The sequence below is a fragment of the Streptococcus sp. 20925_1_24 genome, from assembly GCF_041432335.1.
GTDB classification, from domain to species: Bacteria; Bacillota; Bacilli; order Lactobacillales; family Streptococcaceae; genus Streptococcus; species Streptococcus mitis_BM.
In genome coordinates, this window is sequence record NZ_JAPVZM010000017.1 from 1 (window position 1) to 16,332 (window position 16,332).

Genomic DNA, 16,332 nt, shown 5'->3' on the forward strand with positions numbered 1-16,332 from the left:
TTAAGCGGGTGTAGTTTAGTGGTAAAACTACAGCCTTCCAAGCTGTTGTCGCGAGTTCGATTCTCGTCACCCGCTTTGAACTTTGTTCTTTGTACCAAGTTTTTAACTTGGGCGCGTAGCTCAGGTGGTTAGAGCGCACGCCTGATAAGCGTGAGGTCGGTGGTTCGAGTCCACTCGTGCCCATAGTATTTAGTCCATTACTAGAGAATTGAAACATTATCTTTTCACTAAGAGGACACGGGTTTGTTCCCGTATAAACTATTTTGGAGGATTACCCAAGTCCGGCTGAAGGGAACGGTCTTGAAAACCGTCAGGCGTGTAAAAGCGTGCGTGGGTTCGAATCCCACATCCTCCTTTTGTATTAACGCGGGATGGAGCAGCTCGGTAGCTCGTCGGGCTCATAACCCGAAGGTCGTAGGTTCAAATCCTGCTCCCGCAATAAGGCTCGGTAGCTCAGTTGGTAGAGCAATGGATTGAAGCTCCATGTGTCGGCGGTTCGATTCCGTCTCGCGCCATTTATATATTTTGGAAGGGTAGCGAAGAGGCTAAACGCGGCGGACTGTAAATCCGCTCCTTCGGGTTCGGGGGTTCGAATCCCTCCCCTTCCATTTTACGGGCATAGTTTAAAGGTAGAACTAAGGTCTCCAAAACCTTCAGTGTGGGTTCAATTCCTACTGCCCGTGTTAATAGAATTATGGCGGGTGTGGTGAAGTGGTTAACACACCAGATTGTGGCTCTGGCATGCGTGGGTTCGATCCCCATCACTCGCCTATTTTATATTATTGGGGTATAGCCAAGCGGTAAGGCAAGGGACTTTGACTCCCTCATGCGTTGGTTCGAATCCAGCTACCCCAGTTACTATTTGCCGGCGTGGCGGAATTGGCAGACGCGCTGGACTCAAAATCCAGTGTCCGCAAGGACGTGCCGGTTCGACCCCGGCCGCCGGTATAGTATAGAGTTAAGGAACGTTGTAAATCTTCGTTCCTTTTTTATATTATTTTTGGTATAATGATAGTTATTCAAATTTTATTTAGATTATGAAAGTGTAGGGAAGTATGTCTCGTTCTATCGATTTATTAAAACATCGGTATTTGAAAAATATTAAAGAAAATCCTAAATTGTTTATTGGAGTTGAGCTGGAATATCCTGTTGCAAATTTAGAAGGGGATGCTACAAATGTTGAAGTTATCAAATACTTATTCCGATATTTAGTTTCTTCTTTGGATTTTACTATCGAAAAGTTTGATGATTTTGGGAATCCTATCCAGTTAGTAGATCCAGTAAGTCAAGATGCAATTTTATTTGAAGTTTCCTATACTACGATTGAGTTTGCATTTGGTAAGGCTAAAACGATTCAAGAAATCGAAAATCGTTTCAACAATTATCTGGATGTGATTCAGAAAAAGTTAGCTGAATCAAACCATGCTATTGTTGGCTGCGGCATTCATCCTGACTGGGATAAAAATGAGAATAGTCCAGTTGCTTACTCACGGTATCGCATGTTGATGGACTATTTAAATTTGAGTAGAAATGTGACAGAATCAGACTTACATCAATTCCCTGACTATGGAGCTTTTATCTGCGGGAGTCAGGTTCAGCTGGATGTTTCAAAGTTTAACTTCTTACGGGTGATTAATGCTTTTTCTCAAATTGAAACGGCTAAGGCTTATTTATTTGCAAATTCTGAGTTTTCTGGTGCAGATTGGGATACGAAAATTTCAAGGGATATTTTCTGGGAAGAATCTATGCATGGTATCTATTCAGAGAATGTTGGGGTCAATGCTAGACTCTTTAAAGATGAGGATGATTTTTTTGATTATCTAGATCATTCTGCAATTTTTACTGCGGAACGTGATGGGCAAACCTATTATTTTTATCCGATTCAGGCAAGAGACTATCTGGCGACACCTGAAATCCAAGCATTTGATCTTAATGGGGATGAGGTTCTTATTTACCCTCAAGAGAAAGACTTTGAAACTCATCGTAGTTACCAGTACCAGGACTTAACGACTCGGGGAACAGTTGAATTTCGTAGTGTGTGTACTCAACCTCTAGATAGAACCTTCGCTTCAGCAGCTTTTCACTTGGGATTGTTGGTTAATTTAGATAAGTTAGAAGCTTACTTAGAAACAGCACCTTTCTTTAAAGAATTTGGGAGAAATTATAAGTTTTTAAGACGGCAATTTTCTAAGAAAAAGCTTACAGATGAGGAAGAAACTGCGATTATGGAATTTTCTAAAGACTTACTCCTGCTAGCTGAGGAAGGACTGGAGATGAGAAATAAGCAAGAAATGACCTATTTACAGCCTTTGCAAGAAGAATTGAGCCTATAATTTTTCTTATAAAGCGAGAATTTTCTAAAAAATCATGATATAATAGAAGAGACTATAGATAAAGGATAGAGAGTAATGACATTAGTTTATCAATCAACGCGTGATGCTAACAATACAGTAACTGCCAGCCAAGCTATTTTACAAGGTTTGGCGTCGGACGGGGGTTTGTTTACACCGGTCACTTATCCAAAGGTAGATTTGGACTTTGACAAATTGAAAGATGCTTCTTACCAGAAAGTTGCTAAGCTAGTTTTCTCAGCATTTTTAGATGACTTTACAGCTGAGGAGTTGGACTACTGTATCAACAATGCCTACGATAGCAAATTTGATACTCCAGCTATCGCGCCATTAGTGAAATTATATGGACAATATAACTTGGAACTGTTCCATGGTTCAACGATTGCCTTTAAGGATATGGCCTTGTCTATCTTGCCATACTTTATGACAACAGCTGCTAAGAAACATGGTTTGGAGAACAAGATTGTCATCTTGACAGCGACATCTGGTGATACTGGAAAAGCTGCTATGGCAGGCTTTGCTGATGTTCCTGGCACTGAGATTATCGTCTTTTATCCAAAGGATGGTGTCAGCAAGGTACAAGAGTTGCAAATGACCACTCAGACTGGTGACAATACTCATGTTATCGCCATTGATGGTAACTTTGACGATGCCCAAACAAATGTGAAGCACATGTTTAACGACGTGGCTCTTCGTGAAAAATTAGCGGCCAACAAGTTGCAATTTTCATCAGCTAACTCTATGAATATCGGTCGTTTGGTGCCACAGATTGTTTATTATGTTTATGCCTATGCCCAATTGGTCAAGACTGGTGAGATTGTGTCTGGTGATAAGGTCAACTTCACAGTGCCGACTGGAAACTTTGGAAATATCTTGGCTGCCTTTTATGCCAAACAAATCGGTCTCCCAGTTGGTAAATTGATCTGTGCTTCAAATGATAACAATGTTTTGACAGACTTCTTCAAGACACGTGTTTACGATAAGAAACGTGAGTTTAAGGTAACAACTAGCCCATCTATGGATATCTTGGTATCTTCAAACTTGGAGCGTTTGATTTTCCATCTTTTGGGGAATGATGCGGTTAAGACAGCTGAACTTATGAACGCCTTGAACACGCAAGGACAATATGAGTTGACAGACTTTGATTCAGAGATTCTTGAACTATTTGCAGCTGAATATGCGACTGAGGAAGAAACAGCGACAGAAATTAAGCGTGTTTATGAGTCAGACTCTTATATCGAGGATCCACATACAGCGGTTGCTTCGGCAGTTTATAAGAAATACCAAGAGGCTACTGGCGATGCGACTAAGACAGTGATTGCTTCAACAGCGAGTCCATACAAGTTCCCAGTGGTTGCCGTAGAAGCTGTGACAGGGAAAGTAGGTTTGACTGACTTTGAAGCCTTGGCTCAATTACATGAAATCTCAGGAGTGGCTGTACCACCTGCAGTTGATGGGCTTGAGACTGCTCCTGTTCGTCATAAGACGACAGTGGCAGCCACTGACATGCAAGCAGCGGTTGAGGCTTATCTAGGGCTTTAAGATAGAGGGAGTAAACTCGGTTGGGAAATCAACTGAGTTTCTTTTAATCAGGAGGAAAGATTGTTTAAGAAAAATAAAGACATTCTTAATATTGCCTTGCCAGCTATGGGAGAAAACTTTTTGCAAATGCTCATGGGGATGGTGGACAGTTATTTAGTTGCTCATTTAGGATTGATAGCTATTTCAGGTGTATCAGTAGCTGGCAATATTATCACGATTTATCAGGCGATTTTCATAGCTCTGGGATCTGCTATTTCCAGTGTTATTTCAAAAAGTTTGGGACAGAAAGACCAGTCGAAGTTGGTCTATCATGTGACTGAGGCCTTGAAGATTACCTTAATATTAAGTTTCCTTTTAGGATCTTTGTCCATCTTCGCTGGGCAAGAGATGATAGAACTTTTGGGGACGGAGAGAGATGTAGCTGAGAGTGGTGGACTCTATCTATCTTTGGTAGGCGGATCAATTGTTCTCTTAGGTTTAATGACTAGTCTGGGAGCCTTGATTCGTGCAACGCATAATCCACGTTTGCCCCTTTATGTTAGTTTTTTATCCAATGCCTTGAATATTCTTTTTTCAAGTCTAGCTATTTTTGTTTTGGATATGGGGATAGCTGGTGTTGCTTGGGGGACTATTCTGTCTCGTTTGGTTGGTCTTGTGATTTTATGGTCGCAATTAAAGTTGCCTTTTGAGAAACCGACTTTTGGTTTAGATAAGGAACTATTGACCTTGGCTTTGCCAGCAGCTGGAGAGCGGCTTATGATGCGGGCTGGTGATGTCCTTATCATTGCCTTGGTTGTTTCTTTTGGGACAGAGGCAGTGGCTGGAAATGCAATCGGAGAAGTCTTGACCCAGTTTAACTACATGCCTGCTTTTGGAGTTGCTACGGCAACGGTCATGCTGGTAGCTCGAGCAGTTGGAGAGGATGATTGGAAAAGAGTAGCTAGTTTGAGCAAGCAAACCTTTTGGCTTTCTCTGCTTCTCATGTTGCCCTTGACGATTAGTGTCTATGCCTTAGGAATACCACTGACTCATCTCTATACGACTGATCCTCTAGCGGTGGAGGCTAGTGTTCTAGTGACTCTTTTCTCACTTTTAGGGACTCCTATGACGACGGGAACAGTCATCTATACGGCTGTTTGGCAGGGCTTGGGGAATGCTCGGCTTCCCTTTTATGCGACAAGTATAGGGATGTGGTGTATCCGCATTGGGACAGCCTATCTGATGGGGATTGTTCTTGGTTGGGGCTTGCCTGGTATTTGGGCTGGAACCCTTTTGGATAATGGTTTTCGTTGGTTATTTCTACGCTACCGTTACCAGCATTATATGAGCTTGAAAGGATAGGAAATGCAAAAATTAGCTTTTATTTGGGATTTAGACGGAACTTTATTGGACTCTTACGAAGCGATTTTGTCAGGGATTGAGGAGACCTTTGGCCAATTTGCTATTCCTTATGATAAGGAGAAGGTGAGAGAGTTTATCCTCAAGTATTCTGTACAGGATTTGCTTGTGGAGGTGGCAGAAGAGAGAAAACTGGATGTGAAAGTGCTAAATCAGGTGCGTGCCCAGAGTCTGTCTGAGAAGAATGCTCAGGTAGTCTTGATGCCAGGTGCGCGTGAGGTGCTAGCTTGGGCAGACCAAGCAGGAATTCAGCAGTTTGTTTATACTCATAAGGGAGACAATGCTTTTGCTATTCTAAGAGACCTGGGTTTGGAATCTTATTTTACAGAGATTTTAACCAGTCAGAGTGGCTTTGCGCGCAAGCCAAGTCCAGAAGCGGCTACCTATCTGATAGACAAGTATCAGTTGAATCTTGATAATACTTATTATATAGGGGATCGAACTTTGGATGTGGAATTTGCCCAGAATAGTGGGATTCAAAGTATCAATTTTTTAGAGTCAACTTATGAAGGCAATCACAGGATTCAAGCCTTAGCAGATATTTCCCGTATTTTTGAGGCTGAGCGATAAAAAGATTGTGTCAATTTTGTGACAGTGACCTAACAAACTATTTCAACTAATCGAGTTTGTTACAAGGGATAGACAGTTTTATTAAATAGGCCCGAGAGGGCTTTTTTTCTGCATTTTTTGTGTTATCATAGACAGGTACTCATTTGAAAGGAATTTGAAAGAATGAAGAAAAGAATATTATTAGCCTCAACAGTAGCCTTGTCATTTGCCCCAGTATTGGCAACCCAAGCAGAAGAAGTTCTTTGGACTGCACGTAGTGTTGAACAAATCCAAAATGATTTGACTAAAACGGACAACAAAACAAGTTATACCGTTCAGTATGGTGATACCTTGAGCACAATTGCAGAAGCCTTGGGTGTAGATATCACAGTTCTTGCGAATTTGAATAAAATCACCAATATGGACCTGATTTTCCCAGAAACCGTTTTGACAACGACTGTCAATGAAGCAGAAGAAGTAACAGAAGTTGAAATCCAAACTCCTCGAGCAGCTTCTAGTGAGGAAGTGACAACTGCGACAGCAGATTTGACAACCAATCAAGTGACCGTTGATGCTCAAACTGTTCAGGTTGCAGATCTTTCTCAACCGATTGCAGAAGATCCAAAAGCGGTAGAAACTACAAGAACAAAAGAAGTGGCATCAAGTTCAGAAGTTGCAGAGACAGTTACTACTGCAGAAGAAGTCGCGCCATCTACAGGAAATTCTGTTTCAGAGAAGCAAATAGCCGAAACAAGCAATGCAGTTGCAGAAGCAGCTCCTCAGGCAACGACTCCAGCTGAGAAAGAGGAAACACAAGCAAGCCCTCAGGCTGAGTCAACAGTGGAAACAACTACAACTCCAGTAGAAGAAAAAGCAATAGAAACAACTGCAACAAGTTTAGAAGAAGTAAAAGAAGTAGCATCAAGTGAAGCTACACCAGCAGTTTCTACTTATCAACTAGAAGAGAAGAAAACAGTTTCAACAACTTACGCGGCTCCAGCAGCGCCCGATTATGCTGGACTTGCGGTAGCGAAATCTGAAAATGCAGGCCTTCAACCACAAACAGCTGCCTTTAAAGAAGAAATTGCTAACTTGTTTGGCATCACATCCTTTAGTGGTTACCGTCCAGGAGACAGTGGAGATCACGGAAAAGGTTTGGCTATCGACTTCATGGTACCAGAAAGCTCAGAACTAGGGGATAAGCTTGCGGAATACGCTATTCAAAACATGGCCAGCCGTGGAATTAGTTACATTATCTGGAAACAACGTTTCTATGCTCCATTCGATAGCAAATATGGACCAGCTAATACTTGGAACCCAATGCCAGACCGTGGTAGTGTGACAGAAAACCACTATGACCACGTTCACGTTTCAATGAATGGATAAACCAGACTTGGTAATATCATTTTGACGAATGAGATCTAGCTTTCGTGATAGGAAGCGAGTCTCGTTCGTTTTTTCTTTGTCATACTCTTCGAAAATCTCTTCAAACCACGTCAGTTTTATCTGCAATCTCAAAGCTGTGCTTTGAGCAACCTACGGATAGCTTCCTAGTTTGCTCTTTGATTTTCATTGAGTATCAATATGGATGGAAAATGGAAGTTACCATTTTGTAATGATTGAAGCAACATTCTTGCAATTTATTTTACTTTGTATTATATTTGATTAGTCAACTATTGATAAGTCAACAGAAAGAAGGAAGAAATGTTAGAGATTCAAGATTTACTTTATCAACTCCGCTTGTCTGAGCAAGCGAGCACGCAATTGTTTGAAAAAAGACTTGGGATTAGTTTGACACGGTATCAGATTTTATTATTTTTGTTGAAGCATTCCCCTTGTAATCAAATAGCGGTTCAGGAGCGTTTGAAGATTGATCAGGCCGCCTTGACACGACATTTCAAAATTCTGGAAAAGGAAGGTTTGGTGGAGCGTCATCGTAATCCTGAAAATCAGCGAGAAGTGTTGGTAGAGGCTACGAAGTATGCCAAGGAGCAGTTAGTGGTGAATCCTCCTCTGAAGCATATCAAGGTTAAAGAAGCGATGGAAAGTATCTTAACAGAGTCTGAAAGAACAGAACTCAGCCGTTTATTAAATAAATTGGTTTTGGGTATTGAGAATATAGAGATCTAAGGAGAAATAGATGTCAATTATTACAATCATTTTAGCAACGATCGTTGCTTTGGAGCATTTTTACATTTTTTATTTGGAAAGTATTGCAACGCAATCAGATGCGACTAGTCGTGTCTTTAACATGGACAAGGAAGAACTGGCTCGTCCGTCAGTAAGTTCATTGTTTAAAAATCAAGGGATTTATAATGCTTTGTTAGGAGTCTTTCTCTTGTATGGAATTTATTTCTCACAGAATTTAGAAATTGTGACTATTTTTGTTTTATTTGTGATTGGTGCTGCGGCTTATGGCTCTCTCACAGCAGATAAGAAAATTATTTTGAAGCAAGGTGGACCAGCTATTTTGGCCTTGATTAGTATTTTACTCTTTAAATAAGTTCAAAGGTCAATCTTAGTCTTTCTAGTCCTTTTCACTCCAGAAGAAGAGAAATATGTTATACTTGTTTTTAAGAAAAAAGTCTCATTGAATTAGTTTTGAGGAGTTAGAAATGAAAGTATTAGTGACAGGTTTTGAGCCCTTTGGAGGGGAAAAGGTCAATCCAGCTTTGGAGGCCATTAAAGGTTTGCCATCTGAAATCCATGGCGCTGAGGTCAGCTGGCTAGAAGTACCAACAGTCTTTCACAAATCGGCCCAAGTATTGGAAGAAGAGATGAGTCGTTATCAACCTGACTTTGTCCTTTGTATCGGCCAAGCTGGTGGAAGATCTAGCTTGACGCCTGAACGAGTGGCCATTAACCAAGACGATGCACGCATTCCTGATAATGATGGTAACCAACCGATTGACCTTCCTATTCGCCCGGATGGTGCTTCGGCCTACTTTAGTAATTTGCCGATTAAAGCGATGGTTCAAGCTATAAAAAAAGAGGGATTGCCGGCCTCTGTTTCCAATACGGCAGGGACTTTTGTCTGCAATCATTTGATGTATCAGGCCCTCTATTTGGTAGAAAAGAAATTTCCACATGTTAAGGCAGGTTTTATGCATATTCCTTATATGATGGAACAGGTGGTGAATCGACCGACTACCCCAGCTATGAGTTTAGTGGATATTAGGCGAGGGATAGAAGCGGCAATCGGCGCCATTATCGAACATGGAGATCAGGACCTCAAGTTGGTAGGCGGAGAAACTCATTGATAGAAAAAAGCTTGAGGGAACAACCTTCAAGCTTTTGGACGTTTTCGAGCCAGTACTGCTCGGTAGAAAATTATTTTATTGATTTGAATGTAGGGTAGGAGTGAAAAACTAGCAATTCCAAAGGTAATCCAATTGAGGAAATACCAAGGAAGGAGTTGTAGGTCTAGAATAAAGCGCTGAATTTTGTAACCTTTCATTAAGAAACGGCTGGTTTTAAGGATTTGTCCTGGTTTGGCTTGTCCTAAGTCTAGGGTGTCACAGAGGAGAAATTCTACCTGCGAATAGGCATAGTATTGTGGAATATAGAGACTATTTCCGACAATCATCAAGAGGATACTTGCTAGAAAATAGAGACCAAAGGTCATGAGGAAACGCTCCGTTTCAACTGACGAGAGATCCAGATTGGGAAATTCAGGATGGATTGCAACGAATTTCTTTGCTAGAAAGCTACTGTAAAAAAGGAGGTAAATCCCAAGCAAACTAGGAATGCTCCATAAGAAGAGATAGAAACGTTTGAGAAGTAGAGTCAAAAAGGTTTGTGAAAAGTGTACTTCGTTAAAGAGAGTAAGACTATTTTTGACGGATAGTTCTGTATCTGGATTCTTGATGAGTTTTAGGGTTGTATAGACTGAACTGGTTAGAAGAATAGCTCCGATAAAGGAGACTAATAGTGGAAAAAGGTAGGCTTGGAATACATGGCCAAACACGCTTACAAAGGGTTGTTCTAAAACACTCTCGTTGATGCGCTCTAAGGGATTGAGGAAGCCAGACAAGATGACCAGTATACTAGGTAAGAGATAGACGAGAAAGAGGCGGGGATTTTCAGATTGAAATTGTCTAGCCTGCAGACGAACGGTTTTTAAATCAATTTTTGGGTATTTCATTCTCTCATTATACCATAAATAGTACATAGCTTGCTAATCATTTGAAATCAGTGGGTTTCTAGCGTGTTAAGTAAAAGTGAATACGAAATTGAATACGACACTACTTTTAGCTGGAGCGGATGAAATCCATGAGCTGATTAACGACTTCAACACGTTGATTATCGTTGATGTGGGTATACATATCAAGGGTAGTTTGAACATTATTATGACCTAATCTGTCCGAAATAATTTTGGCTGTAATACCAGCTTCAAATAGGAGAGAAGCGTGCGTATGTCTAAACCCGTGAGGCGAAATTTTTTTAAGATTATTGTGTTTACGAAAGAATCTTAAAAGTTTCACTTTCATAGTTGCAGCTAAAAGCCATCCCCCGCCATTGTTCGTAAAAATATAATTCGAATCATGCTTATAAGGCACACCAGCCTGGAAATATTCTTTTATTTGCTGACGTTTCCAGAGTTTTAATACATTCAGCGTTTCATAGTCTAAAGTGATAATCCTCTTACTTCTTTTGGATTTGTTGTTCAGGAGCCAAACTGTGCCAGTTTGAACCGTCGAAGAGACAAAGCTCTACTTGATATTCTTCGCAGAGTTTAGCGAGTGTCATAGTTCTCCTTCGTTATTTATAAACATCTCTGCGGTGGGCGATTTCCACGGCTAGGGCGACTAGTTTATCGTCTTGGATATCACAGATGATACGGTAATTCTCTACTCTGTATCGCCAGTAACCTGCAAGGTTGGCTTTTAGTGCTTTTCCGTGTTGTCGTGGATTGGTCGTGTTTTCAATATTTTTAGCAAGCCAGGATAGGATTTGTTTTCTTGTTGGGGTATCTAGTTTTTTAAGTTGCTTGAGAGCCTTTTTATCAATATCTAGCCGATACATTAAGCAATATCCTCTCGAGTTAGTCCTAGTTCATCCAAGACCTCATCCATGGTATAAGTAACTGGGTCGGCTAAATACTCCATATAGGCTTGGTCGGCTGCTCGTGCGTCTTCGATATCTTCCATGAGTGCCATGAAGTCGTCAAAATCCATGGTCGTTGTATCGATACCGTGTTTGTTTAAGTAGTCCGTGATGTAGGAATTTTTTTCTGTGAAGTTGATAGTGATAGTCATTAGCGTTCTCCTTTGCTTTTGAAGTGGGCGGATAGGACGGATGTAATGAAGTCGATATCATCTTCATTTAGTGGTTTCCCGTCAAATAACATGGTGTTGGCTGCTGCTTTGCGTAAGTCTATGATTTGTCCGTTTACTTGAGCAAATTCATCACTCCCAGCGATAGCAGGGGTATCTGTTCGTCCGAGCAGGTAGTCGGTGGATACATTGAAGTAGTCAGCGATTTCTGAAATTCTTTCAGTGGATGGTTTTGAATTTTTTAGATTATAAATAGTATTCTTACTGTACCCAAGTTTTTCTTCCAATGAATTTATTGAAAATCCTTGCTTTTTGGCAAGTTCTTTAATTCTGTCAAATGTCTGAAACATTGATTTGTCAACCTTTCTGAGAATATGACAAAAACATTTAATATTTCTCATTAAAAAATAGAAAAGTTGATTCGAGGCATTATAATAGTTTTTGTAAGTTAATGAGTTAGTAAAAAACGAAGTCAAAACTTATCTAAAAATAAATAGCTTTGGCGAGCGAATAAGTTGATAGATGTAATGTTTTATCAAGTTTTTAATTATGCTTTCATTTTAATGATATACATTAAATTTGTCAAGCATTATACACCATAGTTCGTGACAGTTCCGGCTTTTTTTGATAAAATCATACAGTATGCCCTTGGGCACAAAGTATGAACTGGGACTGTCTTTCCCAGCTTCGGAGGTAAAAAATGTCAGATTCACCAATCAAATATCGTTTGATTAAGAAAGAAAAACACACGGGAGCTCGTCTGGGAGAAATCATCACTCCCCACGGTACCTTCCCGACACCTATGTTTATGCCAGTTGGGACACAAGCCACTGTCAAAACTCAGTCGCCTGAAGAATTGAAGGAGATGGGTTCGGGAATTATCCTGTCAAACACTTATCATCTCTGGCTTCGTCCAGGAGATGAACTCATCGCACGCGCAGGTGGACTTCATAAGTTCATGAATTGGGATCAGCCAATTTTGACGGATAGTGGTGGTTTCCAGGTTTATTCCTTAGCAGATAGCCGTAATATCACAGAAGAAGGAGTAACCTTTAAAAACCATCTCAATGGTTCCAAGATGTTCTTATCGCCAGAAAAAGCCATCTCTATTCAGAATAATCTAGGTTCAGACATCATGATGTCCTTTGACGAATGTCCTCAGTTTTATCAACCATATGACTACGTTAAGAAATCAATCGAGCGTACCAGTCGTTGGGCTGAGCGTGGTTTGAAGGCTCATCGTCGTCCGCATGACCAAGGGTTGTTTGGGATTGTGCAGGGGGCGGGATTTGAAGACTTGCGTCGCCAATCAGCTCACGACCTTGTCAGCATGGACTTTCCAGGTTACTCTATCGGTGGTTTGGCGGTGGGAGAAACCCACGAAGAGATGAATGCCGTATTGGACTTCACAACCCAACTGCTACCTGAAAATAAACCTCGCTATTTGATGGGGGTGGGAGCGCCAGATAGCTTGATTGATGGAGTGATTCGTGGGGTAGATATGTTTGACTGTGTCTTGCCGACTCGTATCGCTCGTAATGGTACTTGTATGACCAGTCAGGGACGTTTGGTTGTCAAAAATGCCCAGTTTGCTGAGGACTTTACACCACTGGATCCTGAGTGTGATTGCTATACATGTAAGAACTATACACGCGCCTACCTTCGTCACCTGCTCAAGGCTGATGAAACCTTCGGTATCCGCTTGACTAGCTACCATAACCTTTACTTCTTGCTCAATCTGATGAAGCAAGTGCGACAAGCCATTATGGATGACAATCTCTTGGAATTCCGTGAGTATTTTGTTGAAAAATATGGCTATAATAAGTCAGGCCGTAATTTCTAAACTGGAATTGATATAAGCTAAAAATCCTAAGTTTTCTCTTGGGATTTTTCTTCTTTTTTTGATAGAATAAGGTGTACAATGAAAGGGAGAATAAACTCGTATGCGCATTAAATGGTTTTCCTTGATTAGGATTACAGGTTTACTTTTGGTACTCTTGTATCATTTCTTTCAGACGATCTTTCCTGGAGGATTTTTCGGGGTAGATGTCTTTTTCACATTTTCAGGATTCCTGATTACGGCTCTACTCATCGAAGAATTTTCTAAAAATCATGAAATTGATTTGGTTGGATTTTTTAGGAGACGCTTTTATCGTATCGTGCCACCTGTGGTTTTGATGGTCTTGGTGACCATGCCCTTTACCTTTCTAGTTCGCCAAGATTATGTGGCTGGAATTGGGGGTCAGATTGCGGGTGTTTTAGGCTTCATGACCAACTTCTATGAGCTCCTAACAGGTGGGAGTTATGAATCTCAGTTCATTCCACATTTGTTTGTTCATAATTGGAGCTTGGCTGTTGAGGTTCACTACTATATTCTTTGGGGGTTGGCAGTTTGGTTCTTATCTAAGCAGGCTAAATCAAATGGTCAGTTGAAGGGAATGGTCTTTCTCTTGTCTGCTGCTGCCTTCTTGATCAGCTTCTTCTCCATGTTTATTGGTAGTTTTCTAGTAACCTCTTATTCCTCTGTTTACTTCTCCAGTTTAACTCATGTCTATCCATTCTTTTTGGGAAGTATCCTAGCAACGATTGTAGGCGTTCGTCAGACGACTTCTTTAGTTAAGCAGTTGGATAAAATCTGGGATTTACGCAAGACCCTTTTGGTTTTTGGAGGAGGTTTTGGCTTCTTACTCATTTTGACTTTCTTTGTCAAATTTACCTATCTCTTTGCCTATCTCATCGGCTTCTTGCTTGCCAGTCTTGCAGCCCTTGCTATGATATTAGCGGCGCGTGTCTTGCATGAAAAGACTCCTAACGTGCAGGAGCCAAAGATGATCAGCTTTTTAGCAGATACTAGCTATGCAGTTTATCTCTTCCATTGGCCTTTCTATATCATTTTTTCACAGTTGACATCAAATCTTTTTGCTGTGTTACTGACTTTGATTTTTTCTTATGGATTTGCCAGCCTATCATTTTATGTGTTGGAACCTTGGATTGCAGGAAAGGACACACCTATTATACAAACCCTTCGTCCCCTGCCTCATATTCATACAATCCTTGCAGCAAGTACAGGAATCTTGGCCTTCATTGTCTTCTTAGTAACTCTGCTGGCACCACAAGTGGGAGCTTTTGAGACAGACTTAACTGTCAATGGCTTGAAGCAAGCTGCAACAAATATTAGCCAGACCAAGGTGATGACAGAACGGGCAGATGCAAACAGTTTGGGAATTGCTGATGGCACTATGTTAATTGGTGACTCGGTTGCTTTAAGGGCAAATACAGCCCTGCAGACAGCCCTTCCTGGAGCACAGATTAACGCGCAGGTCAGCAGAACAACCAAGACTGCCAATGAAATCATGCTAAATAATAGCCAGAATAAATTTTTACCTAAGATGGTGGTCATTGCAACTGGGGTAAATAATCCTGAAAATTACAAGGAAGATTGGGATAGTATCGTGAAAAATCTTCCTAAGGGGCACCATATGGTTTTGGTGACTCCTTATGAGGGGGATAAGACAAAAGAGACCTATGCAATCGTTGAGAAGGAGGCTGCCTATATGAGAGAATTGGCAGAGAAGACTCCTTATATCACGATAGCAGATTGGAATCAAGTTGCTAAGGAACATCCAGAAATCTGGACAGGAACAGACCAAGTCCATTTCGGAAGTGACACTAGCAAAATTGAAGCCGGAGCAAAATTGTATGCAGATACCATTGCTACAGCCTTGCAAGCAGCTCAAGACAAGCCAGTCAAATCAAAATAACTTGTATTAAAAAGAGAAGAGTTGGAGAAATCCAGCTCTTTTAAAATATCTCTAGAAAATAGGTCTATACCATTTACAAATGAATCAGAAAAGTTTATAATGTAATTGACATAATAAATATCAAAAGTAATCTTTTAAGGAGGTCATTATTATGCCTAATTACGTTAAAGCGGATCAGTTTTTCTATCCATTTGGCATTCGTCGCGGTGGGTACTTAGAACTTGTTGATTGCAAATTTGGGAAACATGTGGATCAAATTCCTGAAGGAGCAGAGGTTCTTGACTATACTGGTTATAGCATTGCACCAGGTCTTGTGGATACTCATATTCATGGATATGCAGGTGTAGATGTGATGGACAACAATATTGAAGGTACATTGCATACTATGAGTGAAGGACTTCTTAGTACCGGTGTTACCAGTTTCTTGCCCACAACTTTAACAGCCACTTATGAGCAATTGCTTGCAGTCACTGAAAATCTTGGAAACCATTATAAAGAAGCAACAGGTGCTAAGATTCGTGGGATTTATTATGAAGGTCCATATTTCACAGAAACTTTTAAGGGGGCACAAAATCCAACTTATATGAGAGACCCGGGTGTTGAGGAGTTTCATTCTTGGCAGGATGCTGCAAAAGGGATGCTAAATAAAATCGCTATTGCACCAGAACGTGATGGGGTGGAAGATTTTGTACGTACTATTACAGGTGAAGGTGTGACAGTTGCACTTGGACACTCAGATGCGACATTTGAACAAGCTAAGAAGGCAGTTGATGCTGGAGCTAGTGTATGGGTACATGCCTATAATGGGATGCGTGGTTTAACACACCGCGAACTAGGTATGGTAGGAGCTATGTATGAGCTCCCACATACTTACGCAGAATTGATTTGTGATGGTTATCACGTAGATCCAAAAGCTTGTGAGATTTTACTTAAGCAAAAGGGGACAGAAAACATCGCTCTTATTACGGACTGTATGACAGCTGGTGGGCTTGAAGACGGTGACTATATGTTGGGAGAATTCCCTGTTGTAGTAGCAAATGGAACTGCACGTCTCAAATCTACTGGTAATTTGGCAGGTTCTATCCTCAAACTTAAAGATGGTATGAGAAATGTAGTCGAGTGGGGTATTGCGAATCCGCATGAAGCAGTCATGATGGCCAGCCTCAACCCAGCTAAATCCGTTCACATTGACGATGTCTGTGGTCAAATCCGTGAAGGCTACGACGCAGACTTTATCGTATTAGATAAAGATTTGGAATTGGTAGCAACCTACCTAGACGGTGTGAAACGTTATCAAGCATAAGATAAAAAAGCAGAAGTTAGACTAGCTTCTGCTTTTTTATCTACGTTACTTTACCGGTAAATAAAAAAGTTAAAAAAATCACAAAAAAACTTGAATAAACAAATGAAAAGGCTTACAATTATATTATAAATAGTACAAATAAAAAAACGGAG

At 40.8% G+C, this 16,332-nt stretch carries 16 protein-coding genes and 10 tRNA genes; 21 read left to right on the plus strand and 5 right to left on the minus strand.

Going from position 1 to position 16,332, the window contains the following annotated elements:
• The first annotated feature begins 4 nt into the window (after window positions 1-4).
• From O3650_RS08530 to pcp, 18 genes are all read left to right on the plus strand, one after another.
• A tRNA-Gly gene (locus tag O3650_RS08530) sits at window positions 5-75 on the plus strand.
• A gap of 34 nt (window positions 76-109) precedes the next feature.
• A tRNA-Ile gene (locus tag O3650_RS08535) sits at window positions 110-183 on the plus strand.
• An 82-nt stretch (window positions 184-265) separates the two neighbouring features.
• Window positions 266-355: transfer RNA gene (locus O3650_RS08540), tRNA-Ser, on the plus strand.
• A 10-nt stretch (window positions 356-365) separates the two neighbouring features.
• Window positions 366-439, plus strand: a tRNA-Met gene (locus O3650_RS08545).
• A gap of 3 nt (window positions 440-442) precedes the next feature.
• Window positions 443-515, plus strand: a tRNA-Phe gene (locus tag O3650_RS08550).
• A gap of 12 nt (window positions 516-527) precedes the next feature.
• A tRNA-Tyr gene (locus tag O3650_RS08555) sits at window positions 528-608 on the plus strand.
• 4 nt (window positions 609-612) lie between these two features.
• Window positions 613-683, plus strand: a tRNA-Trp gene (locus tag O3650_RS08560).
• A gap of 14 nt (window positions 684-697) precedes the next feature.
• A tRNA-His gene (locus O3650_RS08565) sits at window positions 698-770 on the plus strand.
• Window positions 771-783: 13 nt separating this feature from the next.
• Window positions 784-855: transfer RNA gene (locus O3650_RS08570), tRNA-Gln, on the plus strand.
• Window positions 856-864: 9 nt separating this feature from the next.
• A tRNA-Leu gene (locus O3650_RS08575) sits at window positions 865-948 on the plus strand.
• Between the two features lie 107 nt (window positions 949-1,055).
• Window positions 1,056-2,333, plus strand: a complete 1,278-nt coding sequence (locus O3650_RS08580) for a gamma-glutamylcysteine synthetase (RefSeq protein WP_153193880.1) — start codon at window positions 1,056-1,058, stop codon at window positions 2,331-2,333.
• A gap of 75 nt (window positions 2,334-2,408) precedes the next feature.
• The gene (gene thrC, locus O3650_RS08585; RefSeq protein ID WP_153193879.1) at window positions 2,409-3,893 is read left to right on the plus strand and encodes a threonine synthase; all 1,485 of its coding nucleotides are present in this window, start codon (window positions 2,409-2,411) and stop codon (window positions 3,891-3,893) included.
• 60 nt (window positions 3,894-3,953) lie between these two features.
• Window positions 3,954-5,234, plus strand: coding sequence for an MATE family efflux transporter (locus O3650_RS08590; RefSeq protein WP_153193878.1), 1,281 nt, complete (start codon window positions 3,954-3,956; stop codon window positions 5,232-5,234).
• 3 nt (window positions 5,235-5,237) lie between these two features.
• The gene (locus O3650_RS08595) at window positions 5,238-5,861 is read left to right on the plus strand and encodes an HAD family hydrolase (RefSeq protein ID WP_153193877.1); all 624 of its coding nucleotides are present in this window, start codon (window positions 5,238-5,240) and stop codon (window positions 5,859-5,861) included.
• Window positions 5,862-6,023: 162 nt separating this feature from the next.
• The gene (locus tag O3650_RS08600) at window positions 6,024-7,226 is read left to right on the plus strand and encodes a LysM peptidoglycan-binding domain-containing protein (RefSeq protein WP_261084345.1); all 1,203 of its coding nucleotides are present in this window, start codon (window positions 6,024-6,026) and stop codon (window positions 7,224-7,226) included.
• 318 nt (window positions 7,227-7,544) lie between these two features.
• On the plus strand, window positions 7,545-7,970 hold the full coding sequence (locus tag O3650_RS08605; RefSeq protein WP_194250513.1) for a MarR family winged helix-turn-helix transcriptional regulator: 426 nt from the start codon (window positions 7,545-7,547) through the stop codon (window positions 7,968-7,970).
• Between the two features lie 10 nt (window positions 7,971-7,980).
• Window positions 7,981-8,343: a DUF1304 domain-containing protein gene (locus tag O3650_RS08610; protein ID WP_061087522.1), complete on the plus strand. Its 363-nt coding sequence runs from the start codon at window positions 7,981-7,983 to the stop codon at window positions 8,341-8,343.
• 112 nt (window positions 8,344-8,455) lie between these two features.
• Window positions 8,456-9,100 carry a pyroglutamyl-peptidase I gene (gene pcp, locus O3650_RS08615; RefSeq protein ID WP_023945695.1) on the plus strand — a complete coding sequence of 215 codons (645 nt, stop codon included), beginning with the start codon at window positions 8,456-8,458 and terminating at the stop codon, window positions 9,098-9,100.
• Window positions 9,101-9,126: 26 nt separating this feature from the next.
• On the opposite strand, the gene O3650_RS08620 is transcribed toward pcp, so the two are convergent.
• The 5 genes from O3650_RS08620 to O3650_RS08640 form a co-directional block, all read right to left on the minus strand.
• Entirely contained in the window at window positions 9,127-9,984 is an 858-nt protein-coding gene (locus O3650_RS08620; protein WP_033675856.1) for a DUF975 family protein, read from the minus strand.
• 106 nt (window positions 9,985-10,090) lie between these two features.
• Window positions 10,091-10,510 carry a tyrosine-type recombinase/integrase gene (locus O3650_RS08625; RefSeq protein WP_228113264.1) on the minus strand — a complete coding sequence of 140 codons (420 nt, stop codon included), beginning with the start codon at window positions 10,508-10,510 and terminating at the stop codon, window positions 10,091-10,093.
• Window positions 10,511-10,601: 91 nt separating this feature from the next.
• Window positions 10,602-10,865, minus strand: coding sequence for a type II toxin-antitoxin system RelE/ParE family toxin (locus O3650_RS08630; RefSeq protein ID WP_153193874.1), 264 nt, complete (start codon window positions 10,863-10,865; stop codon window positions 10,602-10,604).
• Window positions 10,865-11,098, minus strand: coding sequence for a hypothetical protein (locus tag O3650_RS08635; RefSeq protein ID WP_049512785.1), 234 nt, complete (start codon window positions 11,096-11,098; stop codon window positions 10,865-10,867). Before O3650_RS08635 ends, O3650_RS08630 begins: the two co-directional genes overlap by 1 nt.
• The gene (locus tag O3650_RS08640; protein WP_153193873.1) at window positions 11,098-11,466 is read right to left on the minus strand and encodes a helix-turn-helix domain-containing protein; all 369 of its coding nucleotides are present in this window, start codon (window positions 11,464-11,466) and stop codon (window positions 11,098-11,100) included. The genes O3650_RS08635 and O3650_RS08640 overlap by 1 nt, the downstream gene beginning before the upstream one ends.
• A 350-nt stretch (window positions 11,467-11,816) precedes the next feature.
• Between O3650_RS08640 and tgt the strand changes: the two genes are divergently transcribed.
• The 3 genes from tgt to nagA all read left to right on the plus strand — a co-directional run bounded on the left by tgt (window position 11,817) and on the right by nagA (window position 16,180).
• Complete coding sequence (gene tgt, locus O3650_RS08645; protein ID WP_001285237.1) at window positions 11,817-12,959, plus strand: tRNA guanosine(34) transglycosylase Tgt; 1,143 nt, start codon at window positions 11,817-11,819, stop codon at window positions 12,957-12,959.
• 100 nt (window positions 12,960-13,059) lie between these two features.
• Window positions 13,060-14,877 carry an acyltransferase family protein gene (locus O3650_RS08650; RefSeq protein WP_261053170.1) on the plus strand — a complete coding sequence of 606 codons (1,818 nt, stop codon included), beginning with the start codon at window positions 13,060-13,062 and terminating at the stop codon, window positions 14,875-14,877.
• Window positions 14,878-15,028: 151 nt separating this feature from the next.
• Window positions 15,029-16,180 carry an N-acetylglucosamine-6-phosphate deacetylase gene (gene nagA, locus O3650_RS08655; protein ID WP_153193871.1) on the plus strand — a complete coding sequence of 384 codons (1,152 nt, stop codon included), beginning with the start codon at window positions 15,029-15,031 and terminating at the stop codon, window positions 16,178-16,180.
• The last annotated feature ends 152 nt before the right edge of the window (window positions 16,181-16,332 follow it).

Coding starts and splice junctions, on each gene's coding strand:
- O3650_RS08580 (WP_153193880.1), top strand. CDS start 1,056: ATGTCTCGTTCTATCGATTTATTAAAACATCGGTATTTGAAAAATATT.
- thrC (WP_153193879.1), top strand. CDS start 2,409: ATGACATTAGTTTATCAATCAACGCGTGATGCTAACAATACAGTAACT.
- O3650_RS08595 (WP_153193877.1), top strand. CDS start 5,238: ATGCAAAAATTAGCTTTTATTTGGGATTTAGACGGAACTTTATTGGAC.
- O3650_RS08600 (WP_261084345.1), top strand. CDS start 6,024: ATGAAGAAAAGAATATTATTAGCCTCAACAGTAGCCTTGTCATTTGCC.
- O3650_RS08605 (WP_194250513.1), top strand. CDS start 7,545: ATGTTAGAGATTCAAGATTTACTTTATCAACTCCGCTTGTCTGAGCAA.
- O3650_RS08610 (WP_061087522.1), top strand. CDS start 7,981: ATGTCAATTATTACAATCATTTTAGCAACGATCGTTGCTTTGGAGCAT.
- pcp (WP_023945695.1), top strand. CDS start 8,456: ATGAAAGTATTAGTGACAGGTTTTGAGCCCTTTGGAGGGGAAAAGGTC.
- O3650_RS08620 (WP_033675856.1), bottom strand. CDS start 9,984: ATGAAATACCCAAAAATTGATTTAAAAACCGTTCGTCTGCAGGCTAGA.
- O3650_RS08630 (WP_153193874.1), bottom strand. CDS start 10,865: ATGTATCGGCTAGATATTGATAAAAAGGCTCTCAAGCAACTTAAAAAA.
- O3650_RS08635 (WP_049512785.1), bottom strand. CDS start 11,098: ATGACTATCACTATCAACTTCACAGAAAAAAATTCCTACATCACGGAC.
- O3650_RS08640 (WP_153193873.1), bottom strand. CDS start 11,466: ATGTTTCAGACATTTGACAGAATTAAAGAACTTGCCAAAAAGCAAGGA.
- tgt (WP_001285237.1), top strand. CDS start 11,817: ATGTCAGATTCACCAATCAAATATCGTTTGATTAAGAAAGAAAAACAC.
- O3650_RS08650 (WP_261053170.1), top strand. CDS start 13,060: ATGCGCATTAAATGGTTTTCCTTGATTAGGATTACAGGTTTACTTTTG.
- nagA (WP_153193871.1), top strand. CDS start 15,029: ATGCCTAATTACGTTAAAGCGGATCAGTTTTTCTATCCATTTGGCATT.